The 26,626-nt window shown below is 66.8% G+C and carries 22 protein-coding genes, 2 tRNA genes and 5 pseudogenes; 10 read left to right on the top strand and 19 right to left on the bottom strand.

Going from position 1 to position 26,626, the window contains the following annotated elements:
• Window positions 1-137: 137 nt before the first annotated feature.
• Window positions 138-995, top strand: a complete 858-nt coding sequence (locus PIB19_RS04075; protein WP_271239775.1) for a hypothetical protein — start codon at window positions 138-140, stop codon at window positions 993-995.
• Window positions 996-1,108: 113 nt separating this feature from the next.
• Here the strand turns inward: PIB19_RS04075 and PIB19_RS04070 are convergent.
• From PIB19_RS04070 to PIB19_RS23470, 14 genes and pseudogenes are all read right to left on the bottom strand, one after another.
• Window positions 1,109-1,186, bottom strand: a tRNA-Arg gene (locus tag PIB19_RS04070).
• A gap of 584 nt (window positions 1,187-1,770) precedes the next feature.
• On the bottom strand, window positions 1,771-2,739 hold the full coding sequence (locus tag PIB19_RS04065) for a spermidine synthase (RefSeq protein WP_271239774.1): 969 nt from the start codon (window positions 2,737-2,739) through the stop codon (window positions 1,771-1,773).
• Window positions 2,682-4,010 (bottom strand): hypothetical protein, encoded by a 1,329-nt coding sequence (locus PIB19_RS04060; protein ID WP_271239773.1) that lies wholly within the window; start codon window positions 4,008-4,010, stop codon window positions 2,682-2,684. Before PIB19_RS04060 ends, PIB19_RS04065 begins: the two co-directional genes overlap by 58 nt.
• Before the next feature lie 41 nt (window positions 4,011-4,051).
• A complete protein-coding gene (locus PIB19_RS04055; RefSeq protein ID WP_271239772.1) occupies window positions 4,052-4,591 on the bottom strand; it encodes a GNAT family N-acetyltransferase in 540 nt (179 codons plus the stop codon).
• Complete coding sequence (locus tag PIB19_RS04050; RefSeq protein ID WP_271239771.1) at window positions 4,588-5,124, bottom strand: GNAT family N-acetyltransferase; 537 nt, start codon at window positions 5,122-5,124, stop codon at window positions 4,588-4,590. Before PIB19_RS04050 ends, PIB19_RS04055 begins: the two co-directional genes overlap by 4 nt.
• 115 nt (window positions 5,125-5,239) lie before the next feature.
• Window positions 5,240-6,226 carry a porphobilinogen synthase gene (gene hemB, locus PIB19_RS04045; RefSeq protein ID WP_271239770.1) on the bottom strand — a complete coding sequence of 329 codons (987 nt, stop codon included), beginning with the start codon at window positions 6,224-6,226 and terminating at the stop codon, window positions 5,240-5,242.
• Window positions 6,227-6,244: 18 nt separating this feature from the next.
• A complete protein-coding gene (locus PIB19_RS04040; RefSeq protein ID WP_271239769.1) occupies window positions 6,245-7,684 on the bottom strand; it encodes an MATE family efflux transporter in 1,440 nt (479 codons plus the stop codon).
• 157 nt (window positions 7,685-7,841) lie between these two features.
• Window positions 7,842-10,691, bottom strand: coding sequence for a valine--tRNA ligase (locus tag PIB19_RS04035; RefSeq protein ID WP_271239768.1), 2,850 nt, complete (start codon window positions 10,689-10,691; stop codon window positions 7,842-7,844).
• Window positions 10,692-10,735: 44 nt separating this feature from the next.
• Window positions 10,736-11,101, bottom strand: a complete 366-nt coding sequence (locus PIB19_RS04030; RefSeq protein ID WP_271239767.1) for a hypothetical protein — start codon at window positions 11,099-11,101, stop codon at window positions 10,736-10,738.
• Between the two features lie 248 nt (window positions 11,102-11,349).
• Window positions 11,350-11,553 carry a hypothetical protein gene (locus tag PIB19_RS04025; protein WP_271239766.1) on the bottom strand — a complete coding sequence of 68 codons (204 nt, stop codon included), beginning with the start codon at window positions 11,551-11,553 and terminating at the stop codon, window positions 11,350-11,352.
• Between the two features lie 49 nt (window positions 11,554-11,602).
• Window positions 11,603-13,641, bottom strand: a pseudogene (locus PIB19_RS04020) (prolyl oligopeptidase family serine peptidase).
• A gap of 70 nt (window positions 13,642-13,711) precedes the next feature.
• Window positions 13,712-14,158 carry a DUF2497 domain-containing protein gene (locus tag PIB19_RS04015; protein WP_271239765.1) on the bottom strand — a complete coding sequence of 149 codons (447 nt, stop codon included), beginning with the start codon at window positions 14,156-14,158 and terminating at the stop codon, window positions 13,712-13,714.
• 61 nt (window positions 14,159-14,219) lie between these two features.
• Window positions 14,220-15,807 (bottom strand): annotated as a pseudogene (locus PIB19_RS04010) (TolC family outer membrane protein).
• A 14-nt stretch (window positions 15,808-15,821) separates the two neighbouring features.
• Window positions 15,822-16,505 (bottom strand): annotated as a pseudogene (locus PIB19_RS23470) (protein-L-isoaspartate O-methyltransferase family protein).
• A gap of 162 nt (window positions 16,506-16,667) precedes the next feature.
• Between PIB19_RS23470 and PIB19_RS04000 the strand changes: the two are divergent.
• Window positions 16,668-16,741 (top strand) — tRNA-Cys (locus PIB19_RS04000).
• Between the two features lie 74 nt (window positions 16,742-16,815).
• Here the strand turns inward: PIB19_RS04000 and PIB19_RS03995 are convergent.
• The gene (locus PIB19_RS03995; RefSeq protein ID WP_271239764.1) at window positions 16,816-17,223 is read right to left on the bottom strand and encodes a glycine zipper 2TM domain-containing protein; all 408 of its coding nucleotides are present in this window, start codon (window positions 17,221-17,223) and stop codon (window positions 16,816-16,818) included.
• A gap of 221 nt (window positions 17,224-17,444) precedes the next feature.
• Here PIB19_RS03995 and PIB19_RS03990 point away from each other — a divergent pair, with 221 nt between their 5' ends.
• The 7 genes and pseudogenes from PIB19_RS03990 (at window position 17,445) to PIB19_RS03970 (ending at window position 21,221) form a co-directional block, all read left to right on the top strand.
• Window positions 17,445-17,663: a hypothetical protein gene (locus PIB19_RS03990; protein ID WP_271239763.1), complete on the top strand. Its 219-nt coding sequence runs from the start codon at window positions 17,445-17,447 to the stop codon at window positions 17,661-17,663.
• Between the two features lie 108 nt (window positions 17,664-17,771).
• A complete protein-coding gene (locus PIB19_RS03985) occupies window positions 17,772-18,002 on the top strand; it encodes a hypothetical protein (protein ID WP_271239762.1) in 231 nt (76 codons plus the stop codon).
• A gap of 189 nt (window positions 18,003-18,191) precedes the next feature.
• Window positions 18,192-18,425 carry a hypothetical protein gene (locus PIB19_RS23465; protein ID WP_443018696.1) on the top strand — a complete coding sequence of 78 codons (234 nt, stop codon included), beginning with the start codon at window positions 18,192-18,194 and terminating at the stop codon, window positions 18,423-18,425.
• Window positions 18,371-19,179 (top strand): annotated as a pseudogene (locus tag PIB19_RS23460) (hypothetical protein). The gene PIB19_RS23465 and the pseudogene PIB19_RS23460 overlap by 55 nt, the downstream one beginning before the upstream one ends.
• 20 nt (window positions 19,180-19,199) lie before the next feature.
• Window positions 19,200-19,619, top strand: coding sequence for a hypothetical protein (locus PIB19_RS23455; RefSeq protein WP_443018695.1), 420 nt, complete (start codon window positions 19,200-19,202; stop codon window positions 19,617-19,619).
• Window positions 19,620-19,836: 217 nt separating this feature from the next.
• Window positions 19,837-20,286, top strand: a complete 450-nt coding sequence (locus PIB19_RS03975; protein WP_271239761.1) for a TM2 domain-containing protein — start codon at window positions 19,837-19,839, stop codon at window positions 20,284-20,286.
• Window positions 20,286-21,221, top strand: a complete 936-nt coding sequence (locus tag PIB19_RS03970; protein ID WP_271239760.1) for an NAD(P)-dependent oxidoreductase — start codon at window positions 20,286-20,288, stop codon at window positions 21,219-21,221. Before PIB19_RS03975 ends, PIB19_RS03970 begins: the two co-directional genes overlap by 1 nt.
• Window positions 21,222-21,312: 91 nt before the next feature.
• Here PIB19_RS03970 and PIB19_RS03965 read toward each other — a convergent pair whose 3' ends face one another.
• The 3 genes from PIB19_RS03965 to PIB19_RS03955 form a co-directional block, all read right to left on the bottom strand.
• Entirely contained in the window at window positions 21,313-21,639 is a 327-nt protein-coding gene (locus tag PIB19_RS03965) for a hypothetical protein (protein ID WP_271239759.1), read from the bottom strand.
• Window positions 21,640-21,696: 57 nt separating this feature from the next.
• Window positions 21,697-22,368 carry a pyridoxal phosphate-dependent aminotransferase gene (locus PIB19_RS03960; protein WP_271239758.1) on the bottom strand — a complete coding sequence of 224 codons (672 nt, stop codon included), beginning with the start codon at window positions 22,366-22,368 and terminating at the stop codon, window positions 21,697-21,699.
• A 464-nt stretch (window positions 22,369-22,832) separates the two neighbouring features.
• Entirely contained in the window at window positions 22,833-23,621 is a 789-nt protein-coding gene (locus PIB19_RS03955) for a sulfite exporter TauE/SafE family protein (RefSeq protein ID WP_271240906.1), read from the bottom strand.
• A 553-nt stretch (window positions 23,622-24,174) separates the two neighbouring features.
• Between PIB19_RS03955 and PIB19_RS03950 the strand changes: the two are divergent.
• A pseudogene (locus PIB19_RS03950) lies at window positions 24,175-25,541 on the top strand (class II 3-deoxy-7-phosphoheptulonate synthase).
• Between the two features lie 12 nt (window positions 25,542-25,553).
• Here the strand turns inward: PIB19_RS03950 and PIB19_RS03945 are convergent.
• A complete protein-coding gene (locus tag PIB19_RS03945; protein ID WP_271239757.1) occupies window positions 25,554-26,555 on the bottom strand; it encodes a sensor histidine kinase in 1,002 nt (333 codons plus the stop codon).
• Between the last annotated feature and the right edge of the window lie 71 nt (window positions 26,556-26,626).

The raw sequence follows: 26,626 nt of genomic DNA, 5'->3' as shown, positions 1-26,626 counted from the left end.
CTTCTGCCCTCTGCCTTCGCACCTTAGCCGCGGGGAAGGAAACCGGGTCGGGGCGGGATCGGGCTGATTAGAACAAATTCAGCGTTTCTTTATTCGCATTCCCCTTCGTGCCCCGCCCATCCACGGCCAGGCCGAGCATGATTGGCGTCGGCGGGCGAAAGGACAAACGTTCGATGCAGGTGCAAAAGATACTGCGGCGTCTGGATGAGGCCGCCTTGGGGACCGTGTTCCTGGGAGTAGTGGCCATCCTGTACGGGATCGCATGCTTCCTCCAGGGCGAATTTCATGACTTTTGGCAGCCGGTGCCGGAAAACCTGCCCCTGCGGCAGCCGCTCGCTTACCTCGCTGCCGGATTGTTGGTGGTGAGCGGATCGGGCTTGCTGATGGCACGCACCGTTCGCCCCGCGGCGATGCTCCTGCTCCTGATATTCGCGCTGTACGACGCATGTTATCTGCGGCTCCTGATCGGGCCGCCTCTCAACGCGAACGCCCTTATGGGGCTCGCGGAGCAGACGTCGGTGGTCGTGGGCGCTGGGGTAATCCTGCTGCAGATGCGCGGGAGCGGACCGGCCGGAGCGACGGTCGCCCGGATCACATTCGGCGTCTGCTCGCTCATTTTCGGTCTCGCGCATTTCGTGGCGCCGGTGCAGACCGGGAATATGGTGCCCGAGTGGCTGCCTGGCGGCCAGGTGTTCTGGGCGATCGCCACAGGCGTAGGGCATGCGGCCGTTGGCCTTGGCCTGATCGCAAATCGATTTGCGGTCCCGGCGACGCGGCTCGGTGCATCGATGTACATGTGCTTCGTCCTGCTCGCCTGGCTGCCCGGAGCGTTCACCCATCCCACAGAGTGGTTACGTTGGGAGGGCTCCGCGATCAGCCTGTGCATGGCCGCAGCTTTGTGGCTGGTTGGGGACCTGCTGGCGTCACAGCGCCGGACGGACGCGGCATGGCCGGCGGGCAACAGGATTGGTGGCGAAGCGTCGGCATCGACGTGACGGCGGGGCAGCGACCGTGACGTCAGCTCGGCACAGCCCTCTGATGCGCGCAGCGCCTTCCCGCGCAAGAACATAAAAACCCCGGCAAGCACGTGGCTTGCCGGGGTTTTTAATGGCGCGCCCGGAACGATCTCGAACGTCCGACCCTCAGATTCGTAGTCTGATGCTCTATCCAGCTGAGCTACGGGCGCGCATTGGAGGGGTGCCTTTAGAAGTGCTTTTCCAATAGCGCAACCCCGTTGCGTGCGGTTTTCCACAAGCATAGAGCACGGCCATGCGCAGCCTCCTCTCGTTCGCCCCCATCGCCCTTGTTGCCGCCCTTGCGGGCTGCACCCAGAGCCCCGGTGCCTATCCCTCGCTGCTGCCGCGGCCGATCGAGGGCGGGAGCTTCGCGGAGCCGCAACGCCCGGCGCCGGTCGCGGCCCCCGATGCGGCGCTCGACAAGCGGATCGCCGAGTTCAACGCATCGCTGACGGCGGGAAATCAGCAATTCGCCGCCGCGGCGCAGGAGGCCGAGGCGAAGGTGGCGGTGGCGCGCGGGGTTCCCCAGGGTTCCGACGCCTGGCTGGACGCACAGACGGCGCTCAGCAGGCTCAGAATCGCTGCGCGCTCCGCTGCTGATCGCGCTTTCCGATCTGGAGGAGATCGCGATCGAACGCGGCAAAGCAGGGCAGCAGCCTTATCCGGCGCTCGATTTGGCGATTACCGCCGCCGATACGATGACGACCGCGCAGGGCAACCGGATCAAGTCGATCGAGGCGGCGCTCGCCGGCGCCTAATCGTCTGCCAGCGACGGATTGAACGCGCGCATCACCGGCACCACCGAGGCATAATCGTCGGTCCAGGGCGTGAAGCCGGGCTTGGGCGTCAGCGCAAACCATTGCGGATCGTTCGCCGTCAGCCGCGCCAGCATGTTCGCGTCGCGCGAGAGCGCGATCCAGTCCGAGACGGCCGCTTCGTTGCGCGCCTCGAGCGCACTCGGCTGATAGACGAGCCGTGCGGCATGCCATCCGCCCTGCGCGGCCGCGCCGGCGACCACCGGCGACAGCGCGAGGAACCGGTTGGAGATATGCACCAGCAGCAAGCCATTGGGCGCGAGCACGCGGCCATAGGTACCGAACGCCTCGGTGGTCATCAGGTGCATCGGAACGGCGTCCGACGAGAAGGCGTCGAGCGCGAGCAGGTCGAGGCTTGCCGGTGCAGCCTCGGCGAGGCGGATGCGGGCGTCACCCACGGCGATCCGGGCTTGAGGCGCGCATTGCCGGAGGAACGTGAATTTGCCCGAATCGCGCGACAGATCGACCACCTCTGGATCGATTTCGTAGAAGCGCCACTGCTGGCCAGGCTGCGCGTAGCAGGCGAGCGTGCCGGTCCCGAGCCCGACGACGCCGATCCGCGCGGCGGGGCCGAACAGCGTCGGTGCCGCCAGCATGGCACGGCCTATGCCTGAACCGGGCACATAATAGGTCGTCGGCAATCGCGAGCGCGCGCCCTTGAGCTGGATGCCGTGCAGCGTGGTACCATGCGCGAGCCGTCGTTCTCCGGGCTCGTCGTTCACGGTGTAGACGCCGAAATAGCTGCGCGTTCGATCCCCGCTCAGCGAAGTCTCGATCGCGCGATAGCCGCCGAACAGGAACAGCCCGCCTGCCAGCGCGACGAGATAAGGGACGCGCCTGCCGGTCGCGATCAGGCCGACGGTGGCGACGGCCAGAAAGGCGACCTGCTCGTGCATCTCGCCGAGCATGCCCCCGGGTTGGTCGTGCCGAGCCAGACGAAGATCGCGACGAGCAGCGTCGCCACGAGTATCTTGATCCGCAGGATTTGCCCGGTGCCGCGCCAAAGCCGGGCGAATGTGGAGAACAGGAACGTCTGCGGCATCAGCACGCCCGCGGCGAGGATCAGCAGCGGATATTCATAGGTCCAGTCGAACAGGACCGGCGCGAGCAGCCCGGAAAATACGCCGCCCAGCGCGCCGCCGACCGACATCGCGAGATAGAAACCCGTCAGCCGGTCGGCCGCTGGTCGCAGCCGGTACATGCACGAATGCAGTGCCACCGCGACGACGAACAGCAGGGCGAGGCCGATCAGCGCGTTGAGATAAGCGAGCTTCTGGTGCCCCGCGATCAGCGTCGCGCCGAACAGCAGCACGATGATCGGCGCGAACTTCGCGAGCAGATCGGGAATCGTGTCGCCTTCGCGAAACGCCACCGAGAAGCTCAGCAGATACAGGCCGAGCGGCAGCACCCAGAGCATCGGCATCGCGACGATATCGGTGGTCAGGAAGGTGGTCGTCGCGAGCATCAGCCCCGAAGGGACGAAGGCCAGGATGATCCAGTGGAGCACGCGCAGCTTGCCTGGCGGCGGGCTGTGGTGCGCGACGTGCGGTTCCTGCGGGGCCTTCCGGGGCAGCAATGTCGCGCAACCGGCGATAAGCACGAAGACCAGAGCATAGCCGATCGTCCAAAGCCAGCTCTGCCCCTTGAGCGCCAGGCTCGGTTCGACGATCAGCGGATAGGCGATCAGCCCGCCAAAGCTGCCGATGTTCGACGCCGCATAGAGCGCGTAGGGATCGCGCCCGCCGCTGGCGACGCTGTACCAGCGCTGGAGCAAGGGCGCCTGCGCCGAGATCGCGAAGAACAACGGCCCGATCGAGGCGCCGAAAAGCCAAGGCACCCAGAAAGCCGGCTCGGCATCGGCGGGCAATTCCATCGCCGTCAGCCCGATCGGCAACCAGATCGCCGCGACCGCGAGCACCACGAGGTGGATCCCGGCCTGCATCCGCACGGGCACGCGCCCCAGCCAATGCGCATAAGCATAGCCGCCGAGCAGCAGCGCCTGATAGACCAGCATCGCGCTGTTCCACACCGCCGGCGCGCCGCCGAGCCGGGGCAGCGCCATCCGCGCGACCATCGGCTGGACGAGGAAGAGCAGGAAGGATCCGGTGAGGATCGCGACGACGAACAGCCAATGGAATCGCGTCCGGGGCGCGTCCGCCTGTTCAACCTCGTCCGCCATGCAATCCTTCTCCCCTGCGGACCGCCTGCACGATATCCGATTTAGGCGGGATTAACCGCAGGTCGCGCGATGCGATAGGTGATGTGCGGCCGCAACCGCTCGATCGCCCGGGGATGATCGAAATCGTCCTCGGGCGCGCGGACCATACCGAGCCGTTCCATCAGTCCCCAGCTGCGGACATTCTCGACGGTGGTGATCGCTGCGATGCTCGGCACATCGAGGTGCGCCCAGCCCCAGTCGAGGCTCGCCTGCGCCGCCTCGCGGGCATGGCCCTGGCCCCAATATGCGTGCGCCAGCCGCCAGCCGATCTCGATCTCACCTTCGATCGGCGTGTCCTCGGCGCCCGGCTTGAGGCCACAAAAGCCGAGGAACGCACCATCGGCGCGGCGTTCGATCGCCCAGAAGGTGAAGCCGTTCGTGTCGAGGATCGCCTGCATCCGATCGATCAGCGCATCGGTCTCGTCGCGCCACAGCAACGGGCCGAGCGTCGCCATCACGCGTTCGTCCTGGCCCATGGCATGAAAGGGCTCGCGGTCGGAATCGCGCCAGCCGCGCAGGATCAGGCGTTCGGTCTCGATCATGCCGGCCGGTCGATCGCATAGACGATCATCGCGCCAAACGGGTCGCCGGCAGGATATTCGGGATGGTGGAAGTCGAGATCGGCGCGGCGCCGCATGCCTAGCCGCTCCATGAGCCCCCAGGAGCGCGTGTTGGACTGCGTGGTCCATGCCGCGATCCGCGGGCGATCGGTATTGGTCCAGCCCCAGGCGAGGCTCGCCTGCGCCGCCTCGCGCGCAATCCCCTGCCCCCAATAGGCCTCACCGATCCGCCAGCCGATCTCGAGCTCTTCGGGCACCGGCGTCCCTGCATGTCCGCCGATCCGCACACCGCACACGCCCGCCAGCGCGCCGCCGTCGCGCAGTTCCACGGCCCACATGCAATGGCCGAAGCGCCTCTGTTGCTCGATCTGCCGGTCGATGATCATGTCGTGCTTCGCTTGGGCGACGGGTCCGCCGAAATGCTCCATCATCGCCGGCGTGTTCACCAGCGCGTGAAACACCGGCTTGTCCGCCTCGCGCCACGGCCGGAGGAGGAGTCGAGGGGTTTCGATCATAAAGCCCTCTCCCCCTTGGGAAGAGGGTTGGGAGAGGGGCAGTGCGGTGAATGAGCGGCACTTACCCCTCTCCCCGACCCTCTTCCCAAAGGGGAGAGGGAGAATACGAACCGGATCACGCGCCCATCAACCGCGCAGCCAGCGGCGCGTGATAGGTGAGCACGCCCGAGCAGCCCGCCCGCTTGAATGCCATCAGCGTCTCCATCGCCAGCGCCTCGCGGTCCCCCGCCCCGGCTGCCGCCGCCGCCTCGATCATCGCATATTCGCCCGACACCTGGTATGCGAACACCGGTACTTCGAAGGCATTCTTCACACGCACTATGATGTCGAGATACGGGAGCCCCGGCTTGACCATCACGCTGTCCGCGCCCTCGGCGATGTCGAGCGCGACTTCGCGCAGTGCTTCCTCGGCGTTGGCCGGGTCCATCTGATAGGTCTTCTTGTCGCCCTTCAGCAGTCCGCGGCTGCCGACCGCGTCGCGGAACGGGCCGTAGAACGCGCTGGCATACTTCGCGGCATAAGCCATGATCTGGACATTGACGTGGCCGTTCGCCTCGAGCGCGGCGCGGATCAGTCCGACGCGCCCGTCCATCATGTCCGAAGGCGCGACGATGTCCGCCCCCGCTTCGGCCTGGATGAGCGCCTGGTCGGTCAGCACCGCCGAAGTCTCGTCGTTGAGCACATAGCCGGCGGCATCGACGATCCCGTCATGGCCATGGCTCGTATAGGGATCGAGCGCGACATCGGTCAGCACGCCGAGATCGGGCACCGCGTCCTTGATCGCGCGGATCGCGCGGCACATCAGATTGTCGGGATTGAGCGCCTCGCGCCCGTCGTCGCTGCGCAGGCCCGCCGGGGTGTTCGGGAACAAGGCGACACAGGGGATCCCCAGCGCCGCCGCTTCCTTCGCGCGCTCCGCCACGGCCTTGATCGACCAGCGCGAAACGCCGGGAAGCGATGCGATCGGCTCCTCCTCGCCGCCTTCGGTCACGAACAGCGGCCAGATCAGGTCGGCGGGCGTCAATACGGTCTCGGCGTGCATCCGCCGGCTCCATGCGGCGGCTCGGGTACGGCGGAGGCGAAGTGCGGGATATTGGCTCATGGCGGCGCTGATGCTCCCTCAGCCGGTGGGTTGCAAGCGCCCGGCGGGCTCGGCGGTGGCGAGCGCATGCTCCTCGACTTCGCGTGGGCGGATCAGCGCGCCCTTGCGCCAGTTTCCCCAGCGGAAATAGGCCGCTGCCATCGCCAACGCCGCCGCCGAGCCGACCGGGAAGCTCCACCACAGGGCATCGCCGCCCAGCAGCGGCTCGAGCCCGAGCGCGAAGCCGATGCGGACCGGATACAGCGCGACGATCAGCGCGATCAGCGGCGCCCACACCGCGCCGTTCGCGCGCACGGTGGCGAAGATCACCATCGTCATGCCGAACAGCACGAAGTTCCAGCTCGCGATCAGCTGGATGTGGCGGGCGATCGGAATGGCGGCGCTGTCTCCGCCGACGAACAGGGCCATCACCGGCCGGTCGAACAGCAGCACGACGCCGACCATCGCCCCGGTGATCACGCAGTTCCAGATCAGCCCGGCGCGGGTGATGCCATTCACTCGGTCCCATGCGCCGGCGCCGATATTCTGCGCCGCCATCGCGCTCACCGCCGCGCCGATCGCCATCGCGGGCATCTGGATATAGGTCCATAGCTGCTGCGACACGCCGTAAGCGGCCGCGGTATCGACGCCGAGCCGGTTGACCAGCCCGACCATGGTGAGCCCGCCCAGCGACATCACCAGCATCTGCGCGCCCATCGGCAACCCCTTGGCGACGATCGTGCGCATCATTTCGCGCTCGGGCAGCAGATAGCGGAACTCGCGCCCGCGCAGCCGGATCGGCAGGTCGCGAATGTAGAGCGTCGCGAGCAGCCCGATCGCTGCGACATGGTTGGCGATCAGGGTCGCGGTCGCCGCTCCGGCGATCCCCATCCGCGGCACCGGGCCGAGCCCGAGGATGAAGACGGGGTTGAGCCCCGCATCGAGCACCGCGCTCAGGATCATGAACCAGAATGGCGTCATGGCGTCGCCCGAGCCGCGCAGCCCCATCATCAGCAATACCAGCAGCATCGATGCCGGCACCCCGAGGAAGATCACCCGCAGATAAGCGAGCGCCAGCGGCATCGCGTCGCCGGGCGTGGCGAGCAATCGCAGGATATCGGGCGCGAACAGCCAGCCCAGGATCGCGACGATGACCGCGCCGCCGATGACGAGCCCCACCGCCGATCCGAAGGCGCGCCGCGCCGCGTCGACGTCGTGCCGGCCGATCGCCTGCCCGATCATCACCGTCGCCGCCATGCCGAAGCCGAACACCGCGCCGAAGGTGAGGAACATGATGATGTTGGCGTTCGAAGTCGCCGCCAGCGCGCTCTCGCCGAGGAAGCGCCCCACCCAGACCGCGTTGATCGAGCCGTTCAGCGACTGGAGGATGTTCGAGCCGAGCGTCGGCAGCGCGAACAGCATCAAGGTGCGGCCGATAGGGCCCTGGGTCAGGTCGCGGCGTTGGGGAGGCTGAGCCATCGGTTCCCTTCGGATTCCCCTCCCTGCAAGGGAGGGGTTAGGGGTGGGTTGCGATGACGGAGGCTCGATGCCTCCGTCATCGCGCAATGCTGCGGGCGTGGAAAGGCTCCCTTCGGTCGCACCCACCCCTGCCCTCCCTTGCAGGGAGGGGAGAAACCTAGCCCAGCCGCGCCAGCGCCGCCGAGAGTCGCTCGGCTTCGGCCGCTTTTTCGGCATGATCCGCCCGCGCCTTCTCGACCGCCTCGGGCTTGGCCCGCTCGACGAAGCTCGGGTTGTTGAGACGGCCGGCGAGCCCGTCGCGCTCCTTCTCGGCCGCAGCAATCGCCTTGGTCAGGCGGGCACGTTCGGCCTCCATATCTATCAATCCGACGAGCGGCAGCGTGTATCGGACCCCGTCGACCAAAACTTGCGCGCCCCCACCGAGCACCGAAATGTCTACATCTGGCGTGTTCGCAGACGGGACACCCAATTCAACTCTTACGCGCTCAACAATCCCTTCGACGCGAGCCAAACGCGCGAGCGTACTTTCATACCTGAAGAGTCTGTCGCGAGTGTCGGTATCAGCTTCGTCCACCCGAAGTTTTGTTCGAACAGAAGGCGGCACGTTGAGCTCCGTCCGTGCCGCACGAATCTCGCTCACCAGCCGGATGAGCCAGTCGATTTCCTTCGCCGCCTCGGGATCGAGCGCCCGCGCATCCGCCATCGGCCAATGCGCGACGATCAGCTCGTGCTCGCGCGCACCCATCTTCGACCACAATTCCTCGGTGATGAAGGGCATGAACGGGTGGAGCGTGACGAGGATCTGATCGAGCACCCAGCCCGCCACCGAACGCGTTTCGTCGGCACCGGCGCCGGTTGCGGGCACCCCGCCCTCGCCCTGGATCACCGGCTTGATCAGCTCGAGATACCAGTCGCAGAAGCGGCTCCAGGTGAATTGGTAGATCGTGTTCGCCGCCTCGTCGAAGCGCAGATCGGCGAGCGCGAGGTCGAGCGCCTGCACGGTCGCCACCGTCTCGGCGATGATCCAGCGATTGACCGCCAGCTCGGCCGCGGGCGGCTCGATCGTGGTGCTCGCCCCGATCCCGTTCGACTGGCAGAAGCGCGCGGCGTTCCACAGCTTGGTCGCGAAGTTGCGATAGCCCTCGATTCGGCGCTCATCCATCTTGATGTCGCGCCCCTGGCTCTCCATCGCCGCCATGAAGAAGCGCAGCGCGTCGGCGCCGTACTGGTCGATCAGCCCCAGCGGATTGACGACATTGCCCTTGGACTTGGACATCTTCTGCCCGTCCGCAGCGCGCACCAAACCGTGGAGATACAGAGTCTTGAACGGCACTTCCTTCATGAAGTGCAAACCCTGCATCATCATCCGCGCATCCCAGAAGAACAGGATGTCGAAGCCCGAGATCAGCACGTCGTTCGGATAGCGGCCCAGCGCCTTCACGTCCTCGTCCGGCCAGCCCATCGTCGCAAAGGGCCACAGCGCCGAGGAGAACCATGTGTCGAGGACGTCGCTGTCCTGCACGAGCTTGACGCCCTCGCCGGCCTGCGCCTGTGCCTCGGCCTCGCTCTCGGCGACATAGATGCTGCCATCCTCGGCAAACCACGCCGGGATCCGGTGCCCCCACCACAGCTGACGCGAGACGCACCATGGCTGGATGTTTTCCATCCAGTTGAAATAGGTCTTCTCCCACGTCTTCGGCACGATCTTGGTCGCGCCCGAACGCATCGCTTCGATCGCAGGCTTGGCCAGTGTTGCCGCGTCGACATACCATTGATCGGTCAGCATCGGCTCGATGACGGCACCGCTGCGGTCGCCAAACGGCTGCATGATCATCTTGTCCTCGACTGCGATCATCAGCCCGTCGGCGTCAATGTCCGCCACCACCCGCTTGCGCGCCTCATAGCGATCGAGTCCACGATAGGTTTCAGGCACCAGATTAAGCGCGTCGATCTCGGCGGCGGTGGCGGGCGTGCCCGTAGCGATTTCCTTCGCGCGCGCAGCAGCCTCGGCATAAGAAGCGCCATCGGAACGCATCGCCGCGGCTTCGTCCATCAGCCGGTACATCGGAATGCCGTTGCGCTGCGCCACCCCATAGTCGTTCTGATCGTGCGCGCCGGTGATCTTTACCGCGCCGGATCCGAACGCCGGGTCCGGATATTCGTCGGTGATGATCGGGATCAGGCGGCGATATTCCTTCGGCCCCACAGGGATCTCGCACAGCTTGCCGACGATCGGCAGGTAGCGCGCGTCGCCCGGATGTACGGCGACGGCGCCGTCGCCCAGCATGGTCTCCGGCCGGGTGGTCGCGATCGAGATATAGTCGCGCGTCTCCTCCAGCGTAACGTTCCCGTCCGCGTCACGCTCGACATAGGTGTAGGTCTCGCCTCCCGCGAGTGGGTATTTGAAGTGCCACATATGGCCCTTCACCTCGCGCGACTCCACTTCGAGGTCGCTGATCGCGGTGCGGAACATCGGGTCCCAGTTCACCAGGCGCTTGTCGCGATAGAGCAGCCCCTGCTTGTGCAGCTCGACGAACACCTTCAGGACGGCTTTCGAGAAGCCCTCGTCCATCGTGAAGCGCTCGTTGGCCCAGTCCATCGAGCAGCCGAGGCGGCGGAGCTGCTGCGTGATCTCGCCGCCGCTCTCTTCCTTCCACTCCCAGACCTTCGCGACGAACTCCTCGCGCGTGAAATCGGTGCGCTTCTGCTGCTTCGCGTTGAGCTGCCGCTCGACCACCATCTGCGTCGCGATGCCGGCATGATCGGTGCCCACCACCCAGCGCGCATCCTTGCCCTTCAGCCGGGCGTGGCGGACGAGCACGTCCTGCAGCGTATTGTCGAGCGCATGGCCAATATGCAGGCTGCCCGTCACGTTGGGCGGCGGATTGACCAGGGTCCACGGGTCGGCGTCGGGCCGCTCGGGCGCGAACAGGCCCTTTTCTTCCCAATGCTGGTACCAGCGGGTTTCGATTTCGGCGGGGTCGAAGGTCTTGGGGAGCTCGCTCATGGCGGCGCTTTAGCGAGCCCTGCGACCAATTGGCAAACCCATCGTCAGGCGCGCTGCAGATCAACGTCCGATTGGAGCAGCAGCATTTCCAGGTCGAACGGCAACGCCCGAAATTGCAGCAACGGCCCGGGCGCTCCCTTTACGGCCACCAATTCGGGTTCGCCGGTCGAGTTGTCGAACACCCAACACCGGTCGACGTGCTGCGCGAACCACCGAAGTTGCTCGAACGAGCGCGTACGGCGCGCCTCGACCTTGTCAGCGGGAACATCATGCCCGCCCTCACGAACACGCTGGGCGATCCGCTCCATCTGCAGCTTGAGCGAGCCGAGCAGGATGTAGATCATGCGCACTTCGAACCCGTGCCGGTGCGCCAATTCGACGAGGCGCCGATACTTGCCGGACGACAGCACCGTTTCGACGCCGATCGTCTGATAGGCTTGGATCGAGGTTTCCAGCCATTTCTCGATCTCGCTGCACGGCGGCGAGGTTCGCGGCCTCGATATCCGTCCTCTCGCCTTCGACGATCTTCGCCGTCAGCAGGTCCGGATTGATGATCCAGACCGATCCGCCCCAACCCTCGATATCGGTGCGATTGTAGAAAGTGCTCTTGCCGCATCCGTTCGGACCGGCAACGATCCAGAAGATCGGCCGGTCCGGCCTACGAGGCGTCCTGATCGCCACGCCGCTTCCGCTGATCGGCCTTGATGCGGCGCACGTTCGATCGGAAGGCGGCGAGCAGGTCCTCGCCCAGCGTCTCGCTGTCCGACTGTACCACCTTCAGTTGCACGACCGTGCCGTCGGGCGCGCGCACGCGCTTCGTCGGCAGGTCGCTCGGGCGGACGGTCTTCAACTGCGTTGCCATCGTCATCTCCAGCGATCGATATAGGCCCGCGCGTGCGCTTGCGAAAGCCTCACTCCTTCTTGCCGGTATATTTCCCCAGCCAGCCGAGCACTTCGCCATACCATTGCATCGAGTTCTTCGGCTTGAGCACCCAATGGTTCTCGTCGGGGAAGACGAGCAGCTTCGACGGGATCTCGCGCCGCTGGAGCGCGGTGAACGCCGCCAGCCCCTGGGTATAGGGGATGCGGAAGTCCTTCTCGCTGGTGATCACCAGCTGCGGAGTCTTCCATTTGGTGACGTGGTTGACCGGGTTCCATTTCTCGAACGCCTCGGGGTCCTCGGAATAGGCTTTCCCGCCATGCTCCCATTCGTCGAACCAGAGCTCTTCGGTCTCATAGGCCATGGCGCGCGCGTCGAACACGCCGTCATGCTGGACGATGCACTTGAACCGATCGGGCCACTGCCCTTCGATCCAGTTCATCATGTAGCCGCCATAGGATGCGCCGAGCGCGCAGGCATTGTCGGCGTCCAGATACGCGAACTTGCCGGTCGCCGCCGCGAGCCCCTTTGCAGGTCCTCGAGCGGCCAGCCGCCCCAATTGTTGCGGATCGCGTCGCTGAAGGCCTGGCCGTAGCCGGTGGAGCCATGGAAATCGACCGAGACCACGGCATAGCCCGCGCCGGCGAATACCGCGGGGTTCCAGCGATACGACCAGCTGTTGTTGCTCGACCCCTGCGGCCCGCCATGGACGATGAACGCGATCGGTGCCTTCTTTCCCTCGGCGAGCGAGGCCGGGCGCACCGCATAGCCCCACACCGTATCGTTGTTTGCGCCCGGGAAGCTGAACCGCTCGACCTTGGGCAAGTCCACCCCCGCGAGCTTCGCGGCATTGACCGACGTGAGCCGCTCGGTCTTCTTGCCGGTCAGCCGGTAGAAATCGTCCGGCGCGGTCAGGCTGTTCCTGCTGAACACCAATCCGTTCTTCGTCGGCACCACCGCGGAAACCGCGCCTTCCTGCGTCAACCGCGTTACCTTGCCGCTGGTCGGGTCGACGCTGAAGATCGGCTCTTCCTGCGTGTCCTGCGCCGTGACGTAGATCGTCTTGCCGTCGGGCGCCCACGCGATCGAGGCGACCGAGCGGTCCCACGCCTCGGTCAGCGCGCGCACTTCGCCGGTGGCGAGGTTGCGGAGCATCAGCACCTGGCGATCGGCTTCGTAGGTCGGCCGCTTCATCGCGAAATATGCCAGCCATTTGCCGTCGGGCGACGCGATCGGGAGGTTGTCCATCCCGTCATTGTCGGCAGTGAGGTTCACCGGCGCCGCGGAGCCGTCGGCCGGCGCCGCGAAGATGTCGAGATTGGTCGAGGTCGACTCGATCCGCCCCGCCTCGCGCAGCGCGAAATAGACGGTCTTGCCGTCCGCCGACCAGCTCACCTCCTCGCTGCCGCCGAACGGCTTGGAGGGCGTGTCGCCGATCAGCTTGCCGCCAATCGCCACACCGCTGCCGGTCGCGCCGTCGCGGCCGAGTGGAAGCACGAACAGCTGCGAGCGGTCGCCGTTGGCCCAGCTGTCCCAATGACGCACGAAGAGTTGGTCATAGACCCGGCCCGATCCGGCATTGGCATCCTTCTTGACCATCGCCGGCTCGAGGCTCGGCGCGCCCGGCTTGCGGTCTCCCCATATCAGCAACTTGTCGGCCGCCGGCGACACCTTGAACCCACCCAACCCGCCTGAGAACCCCGTGAGCTTGCGTGCAGCCCCGTCGGCGAGCGGCATTGCCCACACTGCGTCATCGCCGCCTTTGTCGGAGGCGAAATAAAGCATGTCTCCGACGATCTGCGGGTTGGTTTCGTTGACGTCCGCCTCGCCGGCGATTTTCTCCGGAATCGCCCCCTTCTTGCTCAAATCGAGCCGCCACAGGTCGTAGCGTCCGCGATTGGCCGCCAGATCGGTCTCACGCTGCTGCCAGACGAGCCACTTGCCGTCGGGCGAGACGGCAGGCGCCCCCACCCGCGAGAGCGTCGCGACGTCCTGGATGGTGAGGTCTCGCGCCAGGGCAGGCGCGGCGGCGGAAGCGAGCAGAGCGCTCGCGAGCAGGAGATGCTTCATGGAGCGGAGATAAGCAGATGGTTGCGAGCGTTACAATCGCCCTCGAAACATCACCCCGGCGAAACCGGCTCTAGTTCCGTCCCGTAATCCGCGTGATCTCGCGCGCGACCATCGCCTCGACGATCTGCGGGAGATTGGCGTCGAGCCAGTCGCGCAGCATCGGCTTGAGCAATTCGCGCACCAGCCCCTCGAGCGTGTCGGAGCCCGCCGCCTCGGGCTTCACCACCATCCGCGAGAGCGCTTCGAGCGGTCCGCGCGTCGCTTCGACCGCGCGCTCGGACAGGATCGGCTCGGTACGCGCCGGCTGCACGGGCGCAGCGCCGGTTTTGTCGGCGGGCTCTTCCTCGACCTGATCGTGCAGCTCGAGCACAGCCTCGCCCTCCGGATCCTCATCCTCCGCGGGCGCCGGGCGTGCGCTCGGCGCAGTGGAAGCACGGCCGCGGCGGGTACGCGAAGCCACCGCCGCATCGCCTTCCTCGGCGATGATGCGTTTGATGGAGGAGAGGATCTCCTCCATCGACGGCTCGGTACTGATTTCCCCATAGCCGGCACGTCTCCTGTCGCTGACTGTGGTTAAATCAGGGATTTCCAGGCGTGGTGTCAACTGATCGCTGCAACAAAGGATCCAGCGGGGTGCTGGTCACCGTCGCGCCCTGCGCCGGAGTGCCGCTGGTCGAGGTGCTAGTGCCGGTCGGCGTCTTGTCGTCCGCCCAGTCGTTCCAGCGGCCGCGGACGCGCTTGTAATTGGCGGCCGGATCGTAGAGCGGCCCACCCTCGAGCCCGAGATCCTTGGCTTCCGCACGCCCCATCGCCGCAAGCAGGGTGAAGCCCGCGACATAGGCGTCACGCTCGGCAGTGACGTAGTTCACCTGGCTGTTGAGCAGTTCCTGCTCGGCGTTGAGGATGTCGAGAATCGTGCGCGTGCCGACGCTGTTCTCGGCGCGGACGCCCTCGAGGCTCAGCTTGTTGGCCTCGACCGCGACGCGCGACGATCTCGATCACCCTGAGCGAACTGTCATAGGCCGCATAGGCCGAGCGGGCCTGCGCGATCACGCCGCGCTCGGTGAGCGTGACCTGCTCGATCGCCGCGCCCTGCCGCGCCTGTGCCTGGCGGACCTGCGCCGCGGGGCGCCCGCCCTGGAAGATCGGCAGCGTCACCTGCGCGCCCAAAGTCGTCGCGAAGCCGTCGCTCTGCAGTCCCGTAGCCGCCGCCTGGCGCCCGACCGAGCCGAGATAATTGTAATAATCGCCGCCGACGCCGACGCTCACCTGCGGCAGCCGGCTGGCCTTGGCGACGCTGACGTCATAGCGAGTCGCATCGCGCGCCAGCTTGGCGGCCTCGAGATACGGATTGTTGGCGAGCGCGGTCTGCTCGGCGGTACCCACGTCATCGGGGAAGTTGGGCAGAGCCGGCGGTTGGGCGAGTGCGCCGGGCGGTGTGCCGACGACCCGGATATAGGTCTCGCGGCTGCCGATCAGTCGCGCTTCGGCGGTCCGCAACTGGCTCTGCGCCAGCGCCAGCCGCGCCTCGGACTGGGCGACATCGGTGCGCGTCAGGTCGCCGACCTCGAACCGGTCGCGCGTCGCCTGCAGATTGACCTCGAGCACGCGCGTGTTCTGCTGGTTGAGCCGCACGATCGCCTCATCGCGCAGCACGTCGACATAGGCCGTCACCGTCAGCGTGAAGACATCCGCCTCGGCGCCGCGCAGATTGGCCTGCCCCGCCTCGACGCGAGTCTCGGCCGCCTTGACCGAATTGCGCACCGCGCCGCCGCTGAATATCGGAACCGACAGATCGAGCCCCAGCGCCCCGCGCCGAGTCGGCTGGAACGTCGCATCGGTGTCGTACAGGCTGTCGCTGATCGATCCCGTCGAGCTCACGCCCGGACGTCCCTGCGACTTCGCGATCGGAACATTCTCGTCGTTCGCGCGCTGATTGGCGCGTTCGCCGGCGAGATCCGGATTGGTGTTGTACGCCTGCACCAGGGCATCGCGCAGCGTGGTTGTCGGCTGTCCGGTCTGGGCCAGCGCCGGAGTCGCGCCCGGCGGTGCAATCTGCACGCGTACCGGAGTCGAAGTGCCGCTGCGCGTCGTCGTGGTCTGCGCGGCGGCAGGCATGGCGAGCGCCGTCAGGCTCACGCCCAGGAGCAAAGAGGTAAGTCGCATCAATCTCTTCTTCTTCAGAAAGTGAAGGTCCGTAGGCGTCGGAAACCAGGCAATTCGGCACATTCGATATCTTGAAAGTCGATCAGGCCGAAGCCCCTTCGGTGCGACGGCCCGAAGCGAGGCGAGTCACGCCGCGGTCGATCACGCCGGTGAGCACGCGCCCGCCCGGCTTGACCTGCGCGATCAGCGCGTCGGGAAGCTGCTCCACCGCGCCGTCGACGATCAGCAGGTCGTAGGGCGCGCCCGCCGGCCAGCCAGCGTTCAGTGGGCCTTGCACGACTTCGACCTTGTCCTCGCCGGCAAGCGCCCCGCGCGCGATTGCGACCAGCGAGATCCTCTTCCTCGAGCGCGACCACCGATCCGGCGAGCAGCGCGAGCAGTGCCGCGGCATAGCCCCCGGCGGCACCGACCAGCAGGACATGATCGTCGGCGCGCACCTGCGCCTCGGTCAGCAGCCGGCCGATGACGAGCGGCGAATTGTGGCGCCGCCCGCCCGCAAGCGGCAGCAGCGTGTCGCGATAGGCGAGCCCGCGATGTTCGGGCGGCAGATAGTTTTCGCGTGGGCTGCGGGCCATCGCCTCGACCACGCGCGAGTCATTGACTGCGCTGGTCCTGAGCTGGCTCGCAACCATCGCATGGCGCATCGCTTCGAAGCGGCTCGCTTCGACGGGCGCGGGATCGACCTGAAGGGTCATCATCACTCCGGCTTTGTCGCACAACCGTATTAGTTGCGCAATACACTTGTTGACGTTGTTGCGCTTCTATCGCGCTGCAGCGTCGCCGCCAAGCGAGGGCCGGATCATTTTGAAACTATGTTGACAGCGCCACACCCCTCGCGCATTTCGCGCCCTCGCTTTCGAGGCCCGATGGCGGAGTGGTGACGCAGAGGACTGCAAATCCTTGCACCCGGGTTCGATTCCCGGTCGGGCCTCCAGCGCTTCCAGACAGATACGCGAAAGGGCGCCCGCTTCGCAGCGGACGCCCTTCGTGTTTCAGCCTATGCGCCGATCAGCGGCGACGGCCGCGGCAATCGCCGCCGTCCACTTCGCGGCCGAGCAATGCGCCCGCGCCTGCGCCGATGATCGTGCCGGTGGTGCTCCGGCCGCGATACGAGCTGCCGCGGCCGATCTCGCCGCCCAGCAGGCCGCCGGCGACTGCGCCGAGGATCGTGCCGGTGGTGCCGCTCGAGCAGCGACGATAATTGCGGTTGCGATAGCCGCGATAGTCACGGCGATAGCCACGATCCTCACGATAGCCACGGTCGCCGCGATAACCGCGGTCGCCACGATAGCCGTCGTCGCGATACTCGCGCTCATAATAACCGCGGCCATAATCCTGCGCGGCGGCGGGAGTTGCAGCCATGCCGCCGAGGGTGACGGTCGCGGCGAGCGCGGCAGTGAACAGGGACTTGATCATTTCATCCTCCTTCGGGGGCCTTGATTGCCTCCACATGCCGACTCTTCTGCCATGCCGGACGTGCAACGAGCCTGAACACGTCCGTTAGCCGCCGTTCATCCACTGTGGCTTTTGCGTAACTCGACGGCGAAAAAGCACGCCTCGTCGCCCCCGGTTCGACCCGGCTGCGGAACAAGCCGCGAATCCTGCTCGTTTTCGCAGCGGTTACCGGGAGACGACGAATGTATGATTTCGGCATCCGCCAGGCACATACCGGCTATCGCATCGCGTATCGGCCACAGGAGACCAACCATTGCCCCGGCTGCGGCCGATCGCACTGGATGATCGGTCGACTCACCGCCGAATGCGCATTTTGCGGCACCGCTTTGCCGCTGATCGCCGGCGGCGCATCGGGCAACGGCGTCAGGCGTCAGAACACGGCCGCTTCGCTCGCCGCCTGAACAGGAACGCGGTCTCCGGGCATGCGTTGCACGTCGCGAGACCCGCGACAGGAGCAGCCCGAATGACCGATCTTTCCGTGACCTCGCCCGTCGAGCGAGATCGCCCGCGTGATCGCCGCCGAGGCGCTCAGCATCAACGGCGACGGCGGGGATGTCAGCGCCGGCGGCGCTGTCGACGCAGTGTGGGAACAGGAAATCCCCCGCGCGACCGCGGTGCTCCGCACCCTGCGTGAGCCCACTCCCGAAATGGTAGAAGCCGGCCGCGCCGCGGGCGGCGATCCCGCGCAAGTCTGGAACGCAATGGTCCGCGCCGCGATCGGCCAGGAAGAGACTGTCTGACCCAATTCTCCCTCTCCCCTTCAGGGGAGAGGGTCGAGGAGAGGGGCAAGTGCGGTGTGCCCTCGATAGGCCCCTCCCTTGCCCTCTCCCCGCAAGCGGAGAGAGGGAGAAGTGATAGCCTGTTCGACATCGTCGCTCCCGCTTTCGCCGGGATGACGGGAGAAACGAGAGCCGCTATGGCCCCTCGCCATGTCCGGTGCCCAGCTCACGCTCTACAACTCCCTCACCCGCAGCCTCGAGCCCTTCGCGCCGCTCGACTCCGAAAAGGGCGTCCGCGTCTATTCGTGCGGACCCACGGTCTATAATTACGCGCATCTCGGAAACCTGCGCGCGTACGTGTTCACCGACACGCTGAGCCGGGTGCTGACCTGGAAGGGATACCCCTCACCCACGTCATCAACATCACCGATGTCGGTCATCTGACCTCGGATGCCGATGCCGGCGACGACAAGATGGAGGCCGCCGCGCGCGCCCAGGCGAAGAGCATCTGGGACGTGGCCGCGCATTACACTGCCGCGTTCAAGCAGAACATCGCCGATCTCAACATCCGCCAGCCCAGCCGCTGGTCGGTCGCGACCGATCATATCGACGAGATGATCGACTTCGCGAAGAAGATCGCGCCGGATCACTGCTACGAGCTCGACACCGGCCTCTATTTCGACAGCACCACCGTCCCCGATTACGGCAAGCTCGCCGGATCGCAGGACGATACGCGCGAAGGCCGGATCGAAGCGGTCGAGGGCAAGCGCCACCCGCAGGATTTCGCGATCTGGCGCAAGTCGCCCCCGGCGAGCAGCGCCAGATGGAATGGGACAGCCCCTGGGGCAAGGGTGCGCCCGGCTGGCACCTCGAATGCTCGGTGATGAGCCTGAAATATCTCGGCGCGCCGTTCGACATCCACACCGGCGGGATCGATCACCGCGAGATCCACCACCCCAACGAGATCGCCCAGAACCAGGCCTTTTGCGACTGCTCGGATACCGGCGCGCATTTCTGGATGCACAACAATTTCCTGGTCGATCGCGGCGCCAAGATGTCGAAATCGAAGGGCGGCTTCACGACGCTCCAGTCGCTGATCGATGCGGGGGTGCACCCCTCGCCTATCGCCTGCTCTGCCTCCAGGCACATTATCGCTCGGAGCTGGAATTCTCGGCCGAGAATCTCGCCGCCGCGCTGACCCGCCTCAAGCGATTGGTGATGACGGTGACCGCGCTCAAGGCGAAGGCCGAGGGCGAAGGCATCGCGCCGCAAGAATGGCTGGAGCGCCTCGATCAGGCGGTCTCGGACGATCTCAACACGCCCAGGGCACTCCCCATCCTCGATGAGTTGCTTGCCGAGAAGAAACTGTCGCCGGCCGATCGCCTCGCCGCGCTTGCCGAATTCGACGCAGTGCTCGGCCTAAACCTGCTCGCCCTCACCCGCGAGGAGCTGCGCGTCCGCCCGGCGAATGCGACCCTCACCCCCGAGCAGATCAGCGACCGTCTCGTCGAGCGCCAGCAAGCGCGCGTCGTGAAGGATTTCCAGCGCTCCGACACCATCCGCGACGAACTCGCCGCCGCCGGCGTCGAAGTGATGGACGGCGATCCCCTGGGCTGGGACTGGAAGCCGGCGCTCTAGAGACGCGGGGTCGCTGACACATAACCTGTCACCCCGGCCCTGTGTCGGGGTCCCCTGAGCGGCAACGGTTGAATCTGGAGCCTCTAGCGCTTCCATTGCCTCCCGGTGGACCCCGGCACGAGGCCGGGGTGACGAAATTGAGGCAGGTCCAGACGACGCCCCTTGCGTTCCCACCCCCGCTTTCGCCAAAAGCGGCACATCAACACGGGGTAGTAAAATGCGGGGACAAGTACTCGGCGTCGATCGCACCAGCGGCGAGGGCCAGATTTCAGGCGAGGACGGTCATCGCTACACGTTCCGGCCGGACGACTGGAGCGACGCCAAGGGCCCGGCCGTGGGCGCGCGGATCGATTTCGCGATCGAGGGGACGCGCGCGCTGCGCATCTTCCGCCTGCCCGATTCGGACGTCGCTTCGGTCGGCGTGGTCCGCCCGCCCTCCAACGATCGCAACAAATATGTCGCCGCTTTGCTCGCTTTCTTCCTCGGGGTGCTCGGCATCCACCGCTTCTATCTCGGCCGCAACGGCACCGCGGTGCTGATGATCGTGATTTCGGCCACGATCATCGGCCTGCTGGTCACGACCTTGTGGTCGTTCATCGACACCGTGCGATACCTCGTCATGTCCGACGCCGAGTTCGAACACCGCTACGCCCGCCGCTTCGCCTGATGAAGATCGTCCTGCCCGCGCTTGCCCGGCCGCTGATCGAGCCGCAGCTTCCGGCGGGGCTGGACGTGCACTGGTTCGCTTCGGCCGACGAAGCCGCGGAGATGGTCGCCGACGCCGATATCGGCTGGGTCGACATCAACAAGCCGCCCGAATGGGCGCGCGCGGTGGCCGCCGGCGTCAGGCTCAAATGGCTGTCGACGATCTATGCCGGGCTCGATCGGCTCGACAAGGCGCAGCTCCTCGCCCGCGGCACCCGAGTCACCAACGGCAGCGGCGTCAATGCGCACACCGTCGCCGAATATGCCGTGATGGGCGCGCTCGTCGCCGCCAAGCGCTACGATCAGGTCGTCCGCATCGCCGATACCCGTGAATGGCCGTTCGACGCCCCCGGCAAGCTCGAATTGTTCGAAACCAATGCGCTCGTCATCGGCTACGGCACGATCGGCCGCCTGATCGGGGAGCGCCTCGCCGGATTTGGCGTAGCCGTGACCGGCGTCACCCGCACCGGCGCTCCCGGTACGATCCTCCCCGACGCGTGGCGCGATCGCCTGGGCGAGTTCGACTGGATCTTCCTCGCTGCCCCCGCGACCGAGGCGAGCCGCGCGATGATCGGCGAAGCCGAACTCAAGGCAATGAAGCCCTCGGCCTGGATCATCAATGTCGGCCGCGGCGAGCTGATCGATCAGGACGCCCTGATCGAGGCGGTGACCAAACGCCGCATCGCCGGCGCCTTTCTCGATACCGTGACGCCCGAGCCGCTTCCTCCCGAGCATCCCTTGTGGAGCACGCCCAACATCATCCTCTCGATGCACCTCTCGGGCCGTAGCCAGACCCGCATGTTCGTCCGCGCCGCCAATCTCTTCGTCGAGAATCTCCACGCCTTCCTCGAAGGCCGTCCGCTCAAGAACGAAGTCGATCTGGCGGCGGGGTATTAGTCCTGATCGTCACCCCGGCGCAGGCCGGGGCCCAGGGTTTCTCTGCCGCGTCGTTTGTGGCTCTGGATCCCGGCCTCCGCCGGGATGACGACTATTTGCCCGGCTTCGCCATCGCGAACAATTTGTCCCAGAACGCGTCGCGGAGCAGATACTCCATTGCCTTGCCGTCGCTGCGGTCGTCGGGGCAGCCTGCCTGGTACGAGAAGGTCCGTGACGCCATCTCGTCGCTCACTTCGCGCGCGAAATCCGGGCCCAACCGCCGGGTCAGCACCACCAGCATCGCCCGCGCCGCCTCCGATCCGAACAGCGCGCGCGGATCGGCCACATAATCGGATTCGCCGAACGCCTCGCGCTCCTGCTCCTCCTCGGCTGCCAGTTCCTCGTCGAAATCGAAAGCTTCCGTCGCCAGATCGTCCATTGCCGGTCTCCGTGCCCCGCGGCATCAACGCCGCGGGAGCACGGACGGGTCCCAGCCTCAAGCGCGCACCGCCTCGGGCAAGGCCGCGGCATAGCGCGTCACGTCCTCGATCCTGCCGGTCGAGACGCGCGAATATTGGCTCCATTTGCCATAAGCGCCGCGGATCTGGATGCCCTTCGCCGCCATCGCATCCTTCATCTTGTTCGCGTCGGGCACCTTCACGAACAGGAAATTGGTCTGGCTCGGCAGTGCCTCGAGCCCCGCTTTCTCGATCGCGGCGAGCATGATCGCGCGCGCCTCGAGGATGCGGCTCTTCGACCAGGTGGTGAACACGCTGTCGTCATAGGCCGCGATCGCCGCCGCCAGCCCCGCGGTGTTCCCGCCGAAGCTCATCTCGTACCCCCTGATCTTCCGGATCGTCTCGGGCTGGCCGATCGCATAGCCCACACGCAGCCCCGCCATGCCGTAGATCTTGGAGAAGGTGCGGCACACGACCAGGTCGTGCCCTTCCTTCACCAGAGCAGCGACCGAATTGTACTCGGGCCGGTCGGTCAGCTCGATATAGGCCTCGTCGACCAGCACCGTCGCCTTCGGGCTCGCCGCGCGGACGAAGGCGCGCATCTTGTCGCCGTCGAGCACGCGGCCGGTCGGGTTGTTGGGGTTGCAGATGTGCACCATCCCGGTGTCCGGCCCCACCGCCGCGGCCATCGCGTCGAGGTCCACGTCCATGTCGGGCTTGAGCGCCACGCGCTGGAGCTTCGCCCCTTGGCCTCGGCATAGAGCGCCGTCGTGTCCCAGAACAATTCGGGGCACAGGATCGCGCCCTTGCTGGCGAAGGCGAGGCCTGCGGCGCTCAATATCTCGGTCGATCCGCTGCCGATCGCGACATGGTCCGGCGTCACGCCGAAGCGCTCGGCGATCATCGCGGTCAGCCGCCGCGCGCCTTCGTCGGCATAATAGCACCCCTTGGCCGACCATTCGGCGATCGCCCGGATCGCGCTGGGCGCCGGGCCATAGGGGTTCTCGTTGCGCGACAGCAAAGCCACGCCCTTCGCCGGCCCGAACAGCGGTACTTCGCTCGCCGCCGCGCTTGCGCTCCACGCTGCCCTCGGAAATGCAGCACACGCCGCCGTAGCCGCGCCCGCCGCGATCAGTCCCCGTCTCGATACCGTCACCATCGCCCGTCTCCCTGTTCAGCCGTAAAGGCCGTTGCGGATCATCAAGATCCCGATCGCCACCAGATAGATTCCGAAGCTCCGCCGCAGCATCACCGGGCTCAGCGCATGCGCCGCCGCGACGCCCCAGGGCGCCGTGAGCAGGGTCGCCGCGGTCACCACCGCCGCCGCGGGCAGGTTGACATAGCCCAGCGAGCCATAAGGCAGCCCGTGCGCGCCCGTCCCGATCGCGACGAAGCCGATCACGCCGGGCACGGCGATGATCGCCCCCACGCCCGAAGCCGTCGCGATCGCGCGGTGGATCGATTTGCCGCACAGGGTCATCACGATGATCGCGATCGTCCCGCCGCCGATCCCGAGCAGCGACGAAAAGGCGCCCAGCCCGCCCGCGATCCCCGCGCGCGCCGCGCCGCCGGGCATCTCGGTGGCCAGCTGCCGCCCGCCGAGCAAGGGAAACAGGAAGTGCAGCGCCATCACCAGCACCCCCGTGCCGAAGATGATCGCGAGCCCCGGCCCCGGCACCCGCGCGGCGAGCAGCACTCCTGCCCCCACGCCCGCGACGATCCACGGCGCCCAGCTCTTCAATATCTCGAAATCCACTGCCCCGCGCCTGGCATGCGCGTGCACCGATCGGATCGAGGTCGCGACGATCGTCGCCAGCGAGGTCCCGATCGCGACATGCGCCAGCTCCTCGGGCGCGCCGCCCAGCAGCGGCAGCACCGCGAACAGCGCCGGCACCACCACGAAACCGCCGCCGATCCCGAACAGCCCGCCCGCAAAGCCCGCGGCGAGCCCCGCCGCCAGCATCGCGGCCAACGCCTCGGCCCACGCGAGCAAACTCACGCGGCACCCCTGATCATGAAAACCCGCACGCGAACAAAGGGCACGAAACTCTCCCGTCTGGAGCTTCCTGCCTCTCCCGTTGCGCGTCGCTGTCCGTCCGCGCCTGTGGCTGTCGTCCGGTGGCCGCGCTATGTCCGTTCCGGCGCATGGCCGCGCCGCATGCCGGGCCTGCGACTCCCGACAGCCCGCACAGGCTATGCCTCTGCAGCCCTCCACACAAGCGCCCCGAACATTTACCCGCTCAGGGTAATTTTACCCCTTGCGCCCATTTACCCCGCCGGGGTAAGGCGCCCGCATCATGACGACACTCGCAGGTTCCAAGATCCGCCGCTTCCGCGAGGAACGCGCCCTTTCCCGCGCCGCTTTCGGCGCCTGGTTCGACACGCCCGGCTCGACCGTGCAAGGCTGGGAGGAAGACGGCAAGCGCGCCTCCGCCGCCGTGCTCAACCAGATCGCCGCCAACGGCATCGCCCATCACCAGGACTGGTACGTCCATGTCCGCAATCTGGAGCAAGACATGGGCTGGACCCCCGACAGCTGGCGCCAGGCCGAAGCCCGGCAGCTCCCCAATTACCCCGATCAGACCGCGCTGAACGCCGCCACCACCACGCTCGCCAACTATCCCCCGCTGGTCTTCGCCGGCGAGGCGCGCGAGCTCACCACCGAGCTCGCCCGCGTCTCGCGCGGCGAGGCCTTCCTGCTCCAGGGCGGCGACTGTGCCGAGAGCTTCGCCGAGTTCCACCCCAACAACATCCGCGACACGTTCCGCGTCATCCTCCAGATGGCGGTCGTCCTCACCTTCGCGTCGAAGCTCCCCACGGTGAAGCTCGGCCGCATGGCCGGCCAGTTCGCCAAGCCGCGCAGCGCCGATACCGAGACCATCAACGGCATCGAGCTCCCGTCGTACCGCGGCGACAACGTCAACGACATCGCCTTCACCCCGGAGAGCCGCATCCCCGATCCGCAGCGCATGGTGCAGGGCTACAGCCAGTCCGCCGCGACGCTCAACCTGCTGCGCGCCTTCGCCACCGGCGGCTATGCCAATCTCCACCAGGTCCACAAATGGACGCTCGACTTCATGGGCCGCAGCCCCTGGTCGAAGAAGTTCGCCGACGTGGCCGATCGCATCGGCGAGTCGCTCGATTTCATGGAGGCGTGCGGCATCAACCCCGACACCGTCCCCCAATTGAAGGGCACCCAGTTCTACACCAGCCACGAGGCGCTGCTCCTCCCCTATGAGCAGGCGCTCACCCGGCAGGACAGCCTCACCGGCGACTGGTACGATACCAGCGCGCACTTCCTGTGGATCGGCGACCGCACCCGCTTCGAGGGCAGCGCGCATGTCGAGTTCCTGCGCGGCATCGGCAATCCGATCGGGATGAAGTGCGGCCCCAGCCTCGAGCCCGACGCGCTGCTGCGCCTGCTCGACACGCTCAACCCCGCGCGCGTCCCCGGCCGCATGACCCTGATCACCCGCTATGGCCACGACAAGATCGAGAAGGGCCTCCCCGCGCTCGTCCGCGCGGTCAAGCGCGAGGGCATCCGGTGGTGTGGAGCTGCGACCCGATGCACGGCAACGTCGTCAAGGCCGCCAACGGCTACAAGACCCGCCCCTTCGAGCGCATCCTCGCCGAAGTCCGCGGCTTCTTCGCCGTCCACCGCGCCGAGGGCACCTTCGCCGGCGGCATCCACGCCGAGATGACCGGCCAGAACGTCACCGAATGCACCGGCGGCGCGATCGACGTCACCGAGCAATCGCTGGCCGACCGCTACCACACGCACTGCGACCCGCGGCTGAACGCGGGGCAGTCGCTGGAACTTGCGTTCCTGCTGGCGGAGATGCTGAATGCGGAGATGGCGGAGCGACGGAAGGCGGCCGCCTAGCCGCCGTTCGAGCTAGAGGGCCAGCCGCACGCGGTTCATCTGCAGCGTCACGATCACGCCCTCCTCGGACCAGTCATAGTCGATCGTTCCGCCCAATTGCGCGGCAACGGTGCGCTTGACCAGATTGCTGCCGAACCCGGCGGGCGCCGCCGGCGCGTCGACCTCGGGGCCGCCGCGCTCGACCCAGGTCAGCGTGATCGTGTCGCCTTCGGTCGCGGTCGTCACGTCGAGCGTCCCCGCAGCCTCCGACAGCGCCCCATATTTGACCGAGTTGGTCGCCAGCTCGTGGATGACCAGAGCCAGCCCCGTCGCCGCACGCTGGCCCACCCCCATCCGCTCGACCGCCACTCGGATCCGCCCGCTGAACGCACTTGAATCGTCATACGGGGCGAGCAGCACCGAGATCAGGTCGCCCAGCAGCGCGGCGGAGCCCTGGTCGTGCGGCAGCGGCCGGACCAGGTCGTGCGCCCGGCCCAAAGCGGTCAGCCGCGCGGTCAGGTCGCGCGCCATGTCCTCCGCGCTAACTGCCGATCGCGAAGTGATCGCAGTCAGTCCCGATGCGATCGCCAGCAGGTTCTTGACGCGGTGGCTCATCTCTCCGGCGAGCAGCTCATGGCCTTCCTCGGCCTGCTTGCGCCCGGTGACGTCGAGGAAGATGCCGAACATCGTCCGCCCGACGATCCCCACGTCCTCGCCCTGCCCGCGCGCCGAGATCCAGCGGATCTCCGGCCCCACCAGGATGCGGAAGTCGGTCTCGTAGAAGCCCAGCATCGCGCGCGTCGCCGCGAACGCCGCGCGCACCCGGTCGCGGTCCGCGGGATGGATGTTCGCCGACAATTCCTCGAAAGTCACTGACGGGCGCCAAGGCAACCCCCACAGCTCGAAGCCCCGCGCGTCCATCGTGAATTGATCGGTGTCCACCTGCCACGCCCAGAGCGCCAGTCCCGCCGCGGTCACCGCAAGCCGCAGGTGATCGGCATGCCATTCGTGCGGGGTCGGCTGGGTGGCGGTCACGTATCTTCCTGATATCGGGGGCGTTCCCTCCCCCATAGCCGCGCGCCCGACTTCGGGCAAACGGCGCACGC

Source organism: Sphingomonas sp. 7/4-4 (genome assembly GCF_027941955.1).
Classification (GTDB): Bacteria; Pseudomonadota; Alphaproteobacteria; order Sphingomonadales; family Sphingomonadaceae; genus Sphingomonas.
Note: the sequence above shows the minus strand (reverse complement) of the source record. Positions and strands in the feature narration are given on the sequence as shown.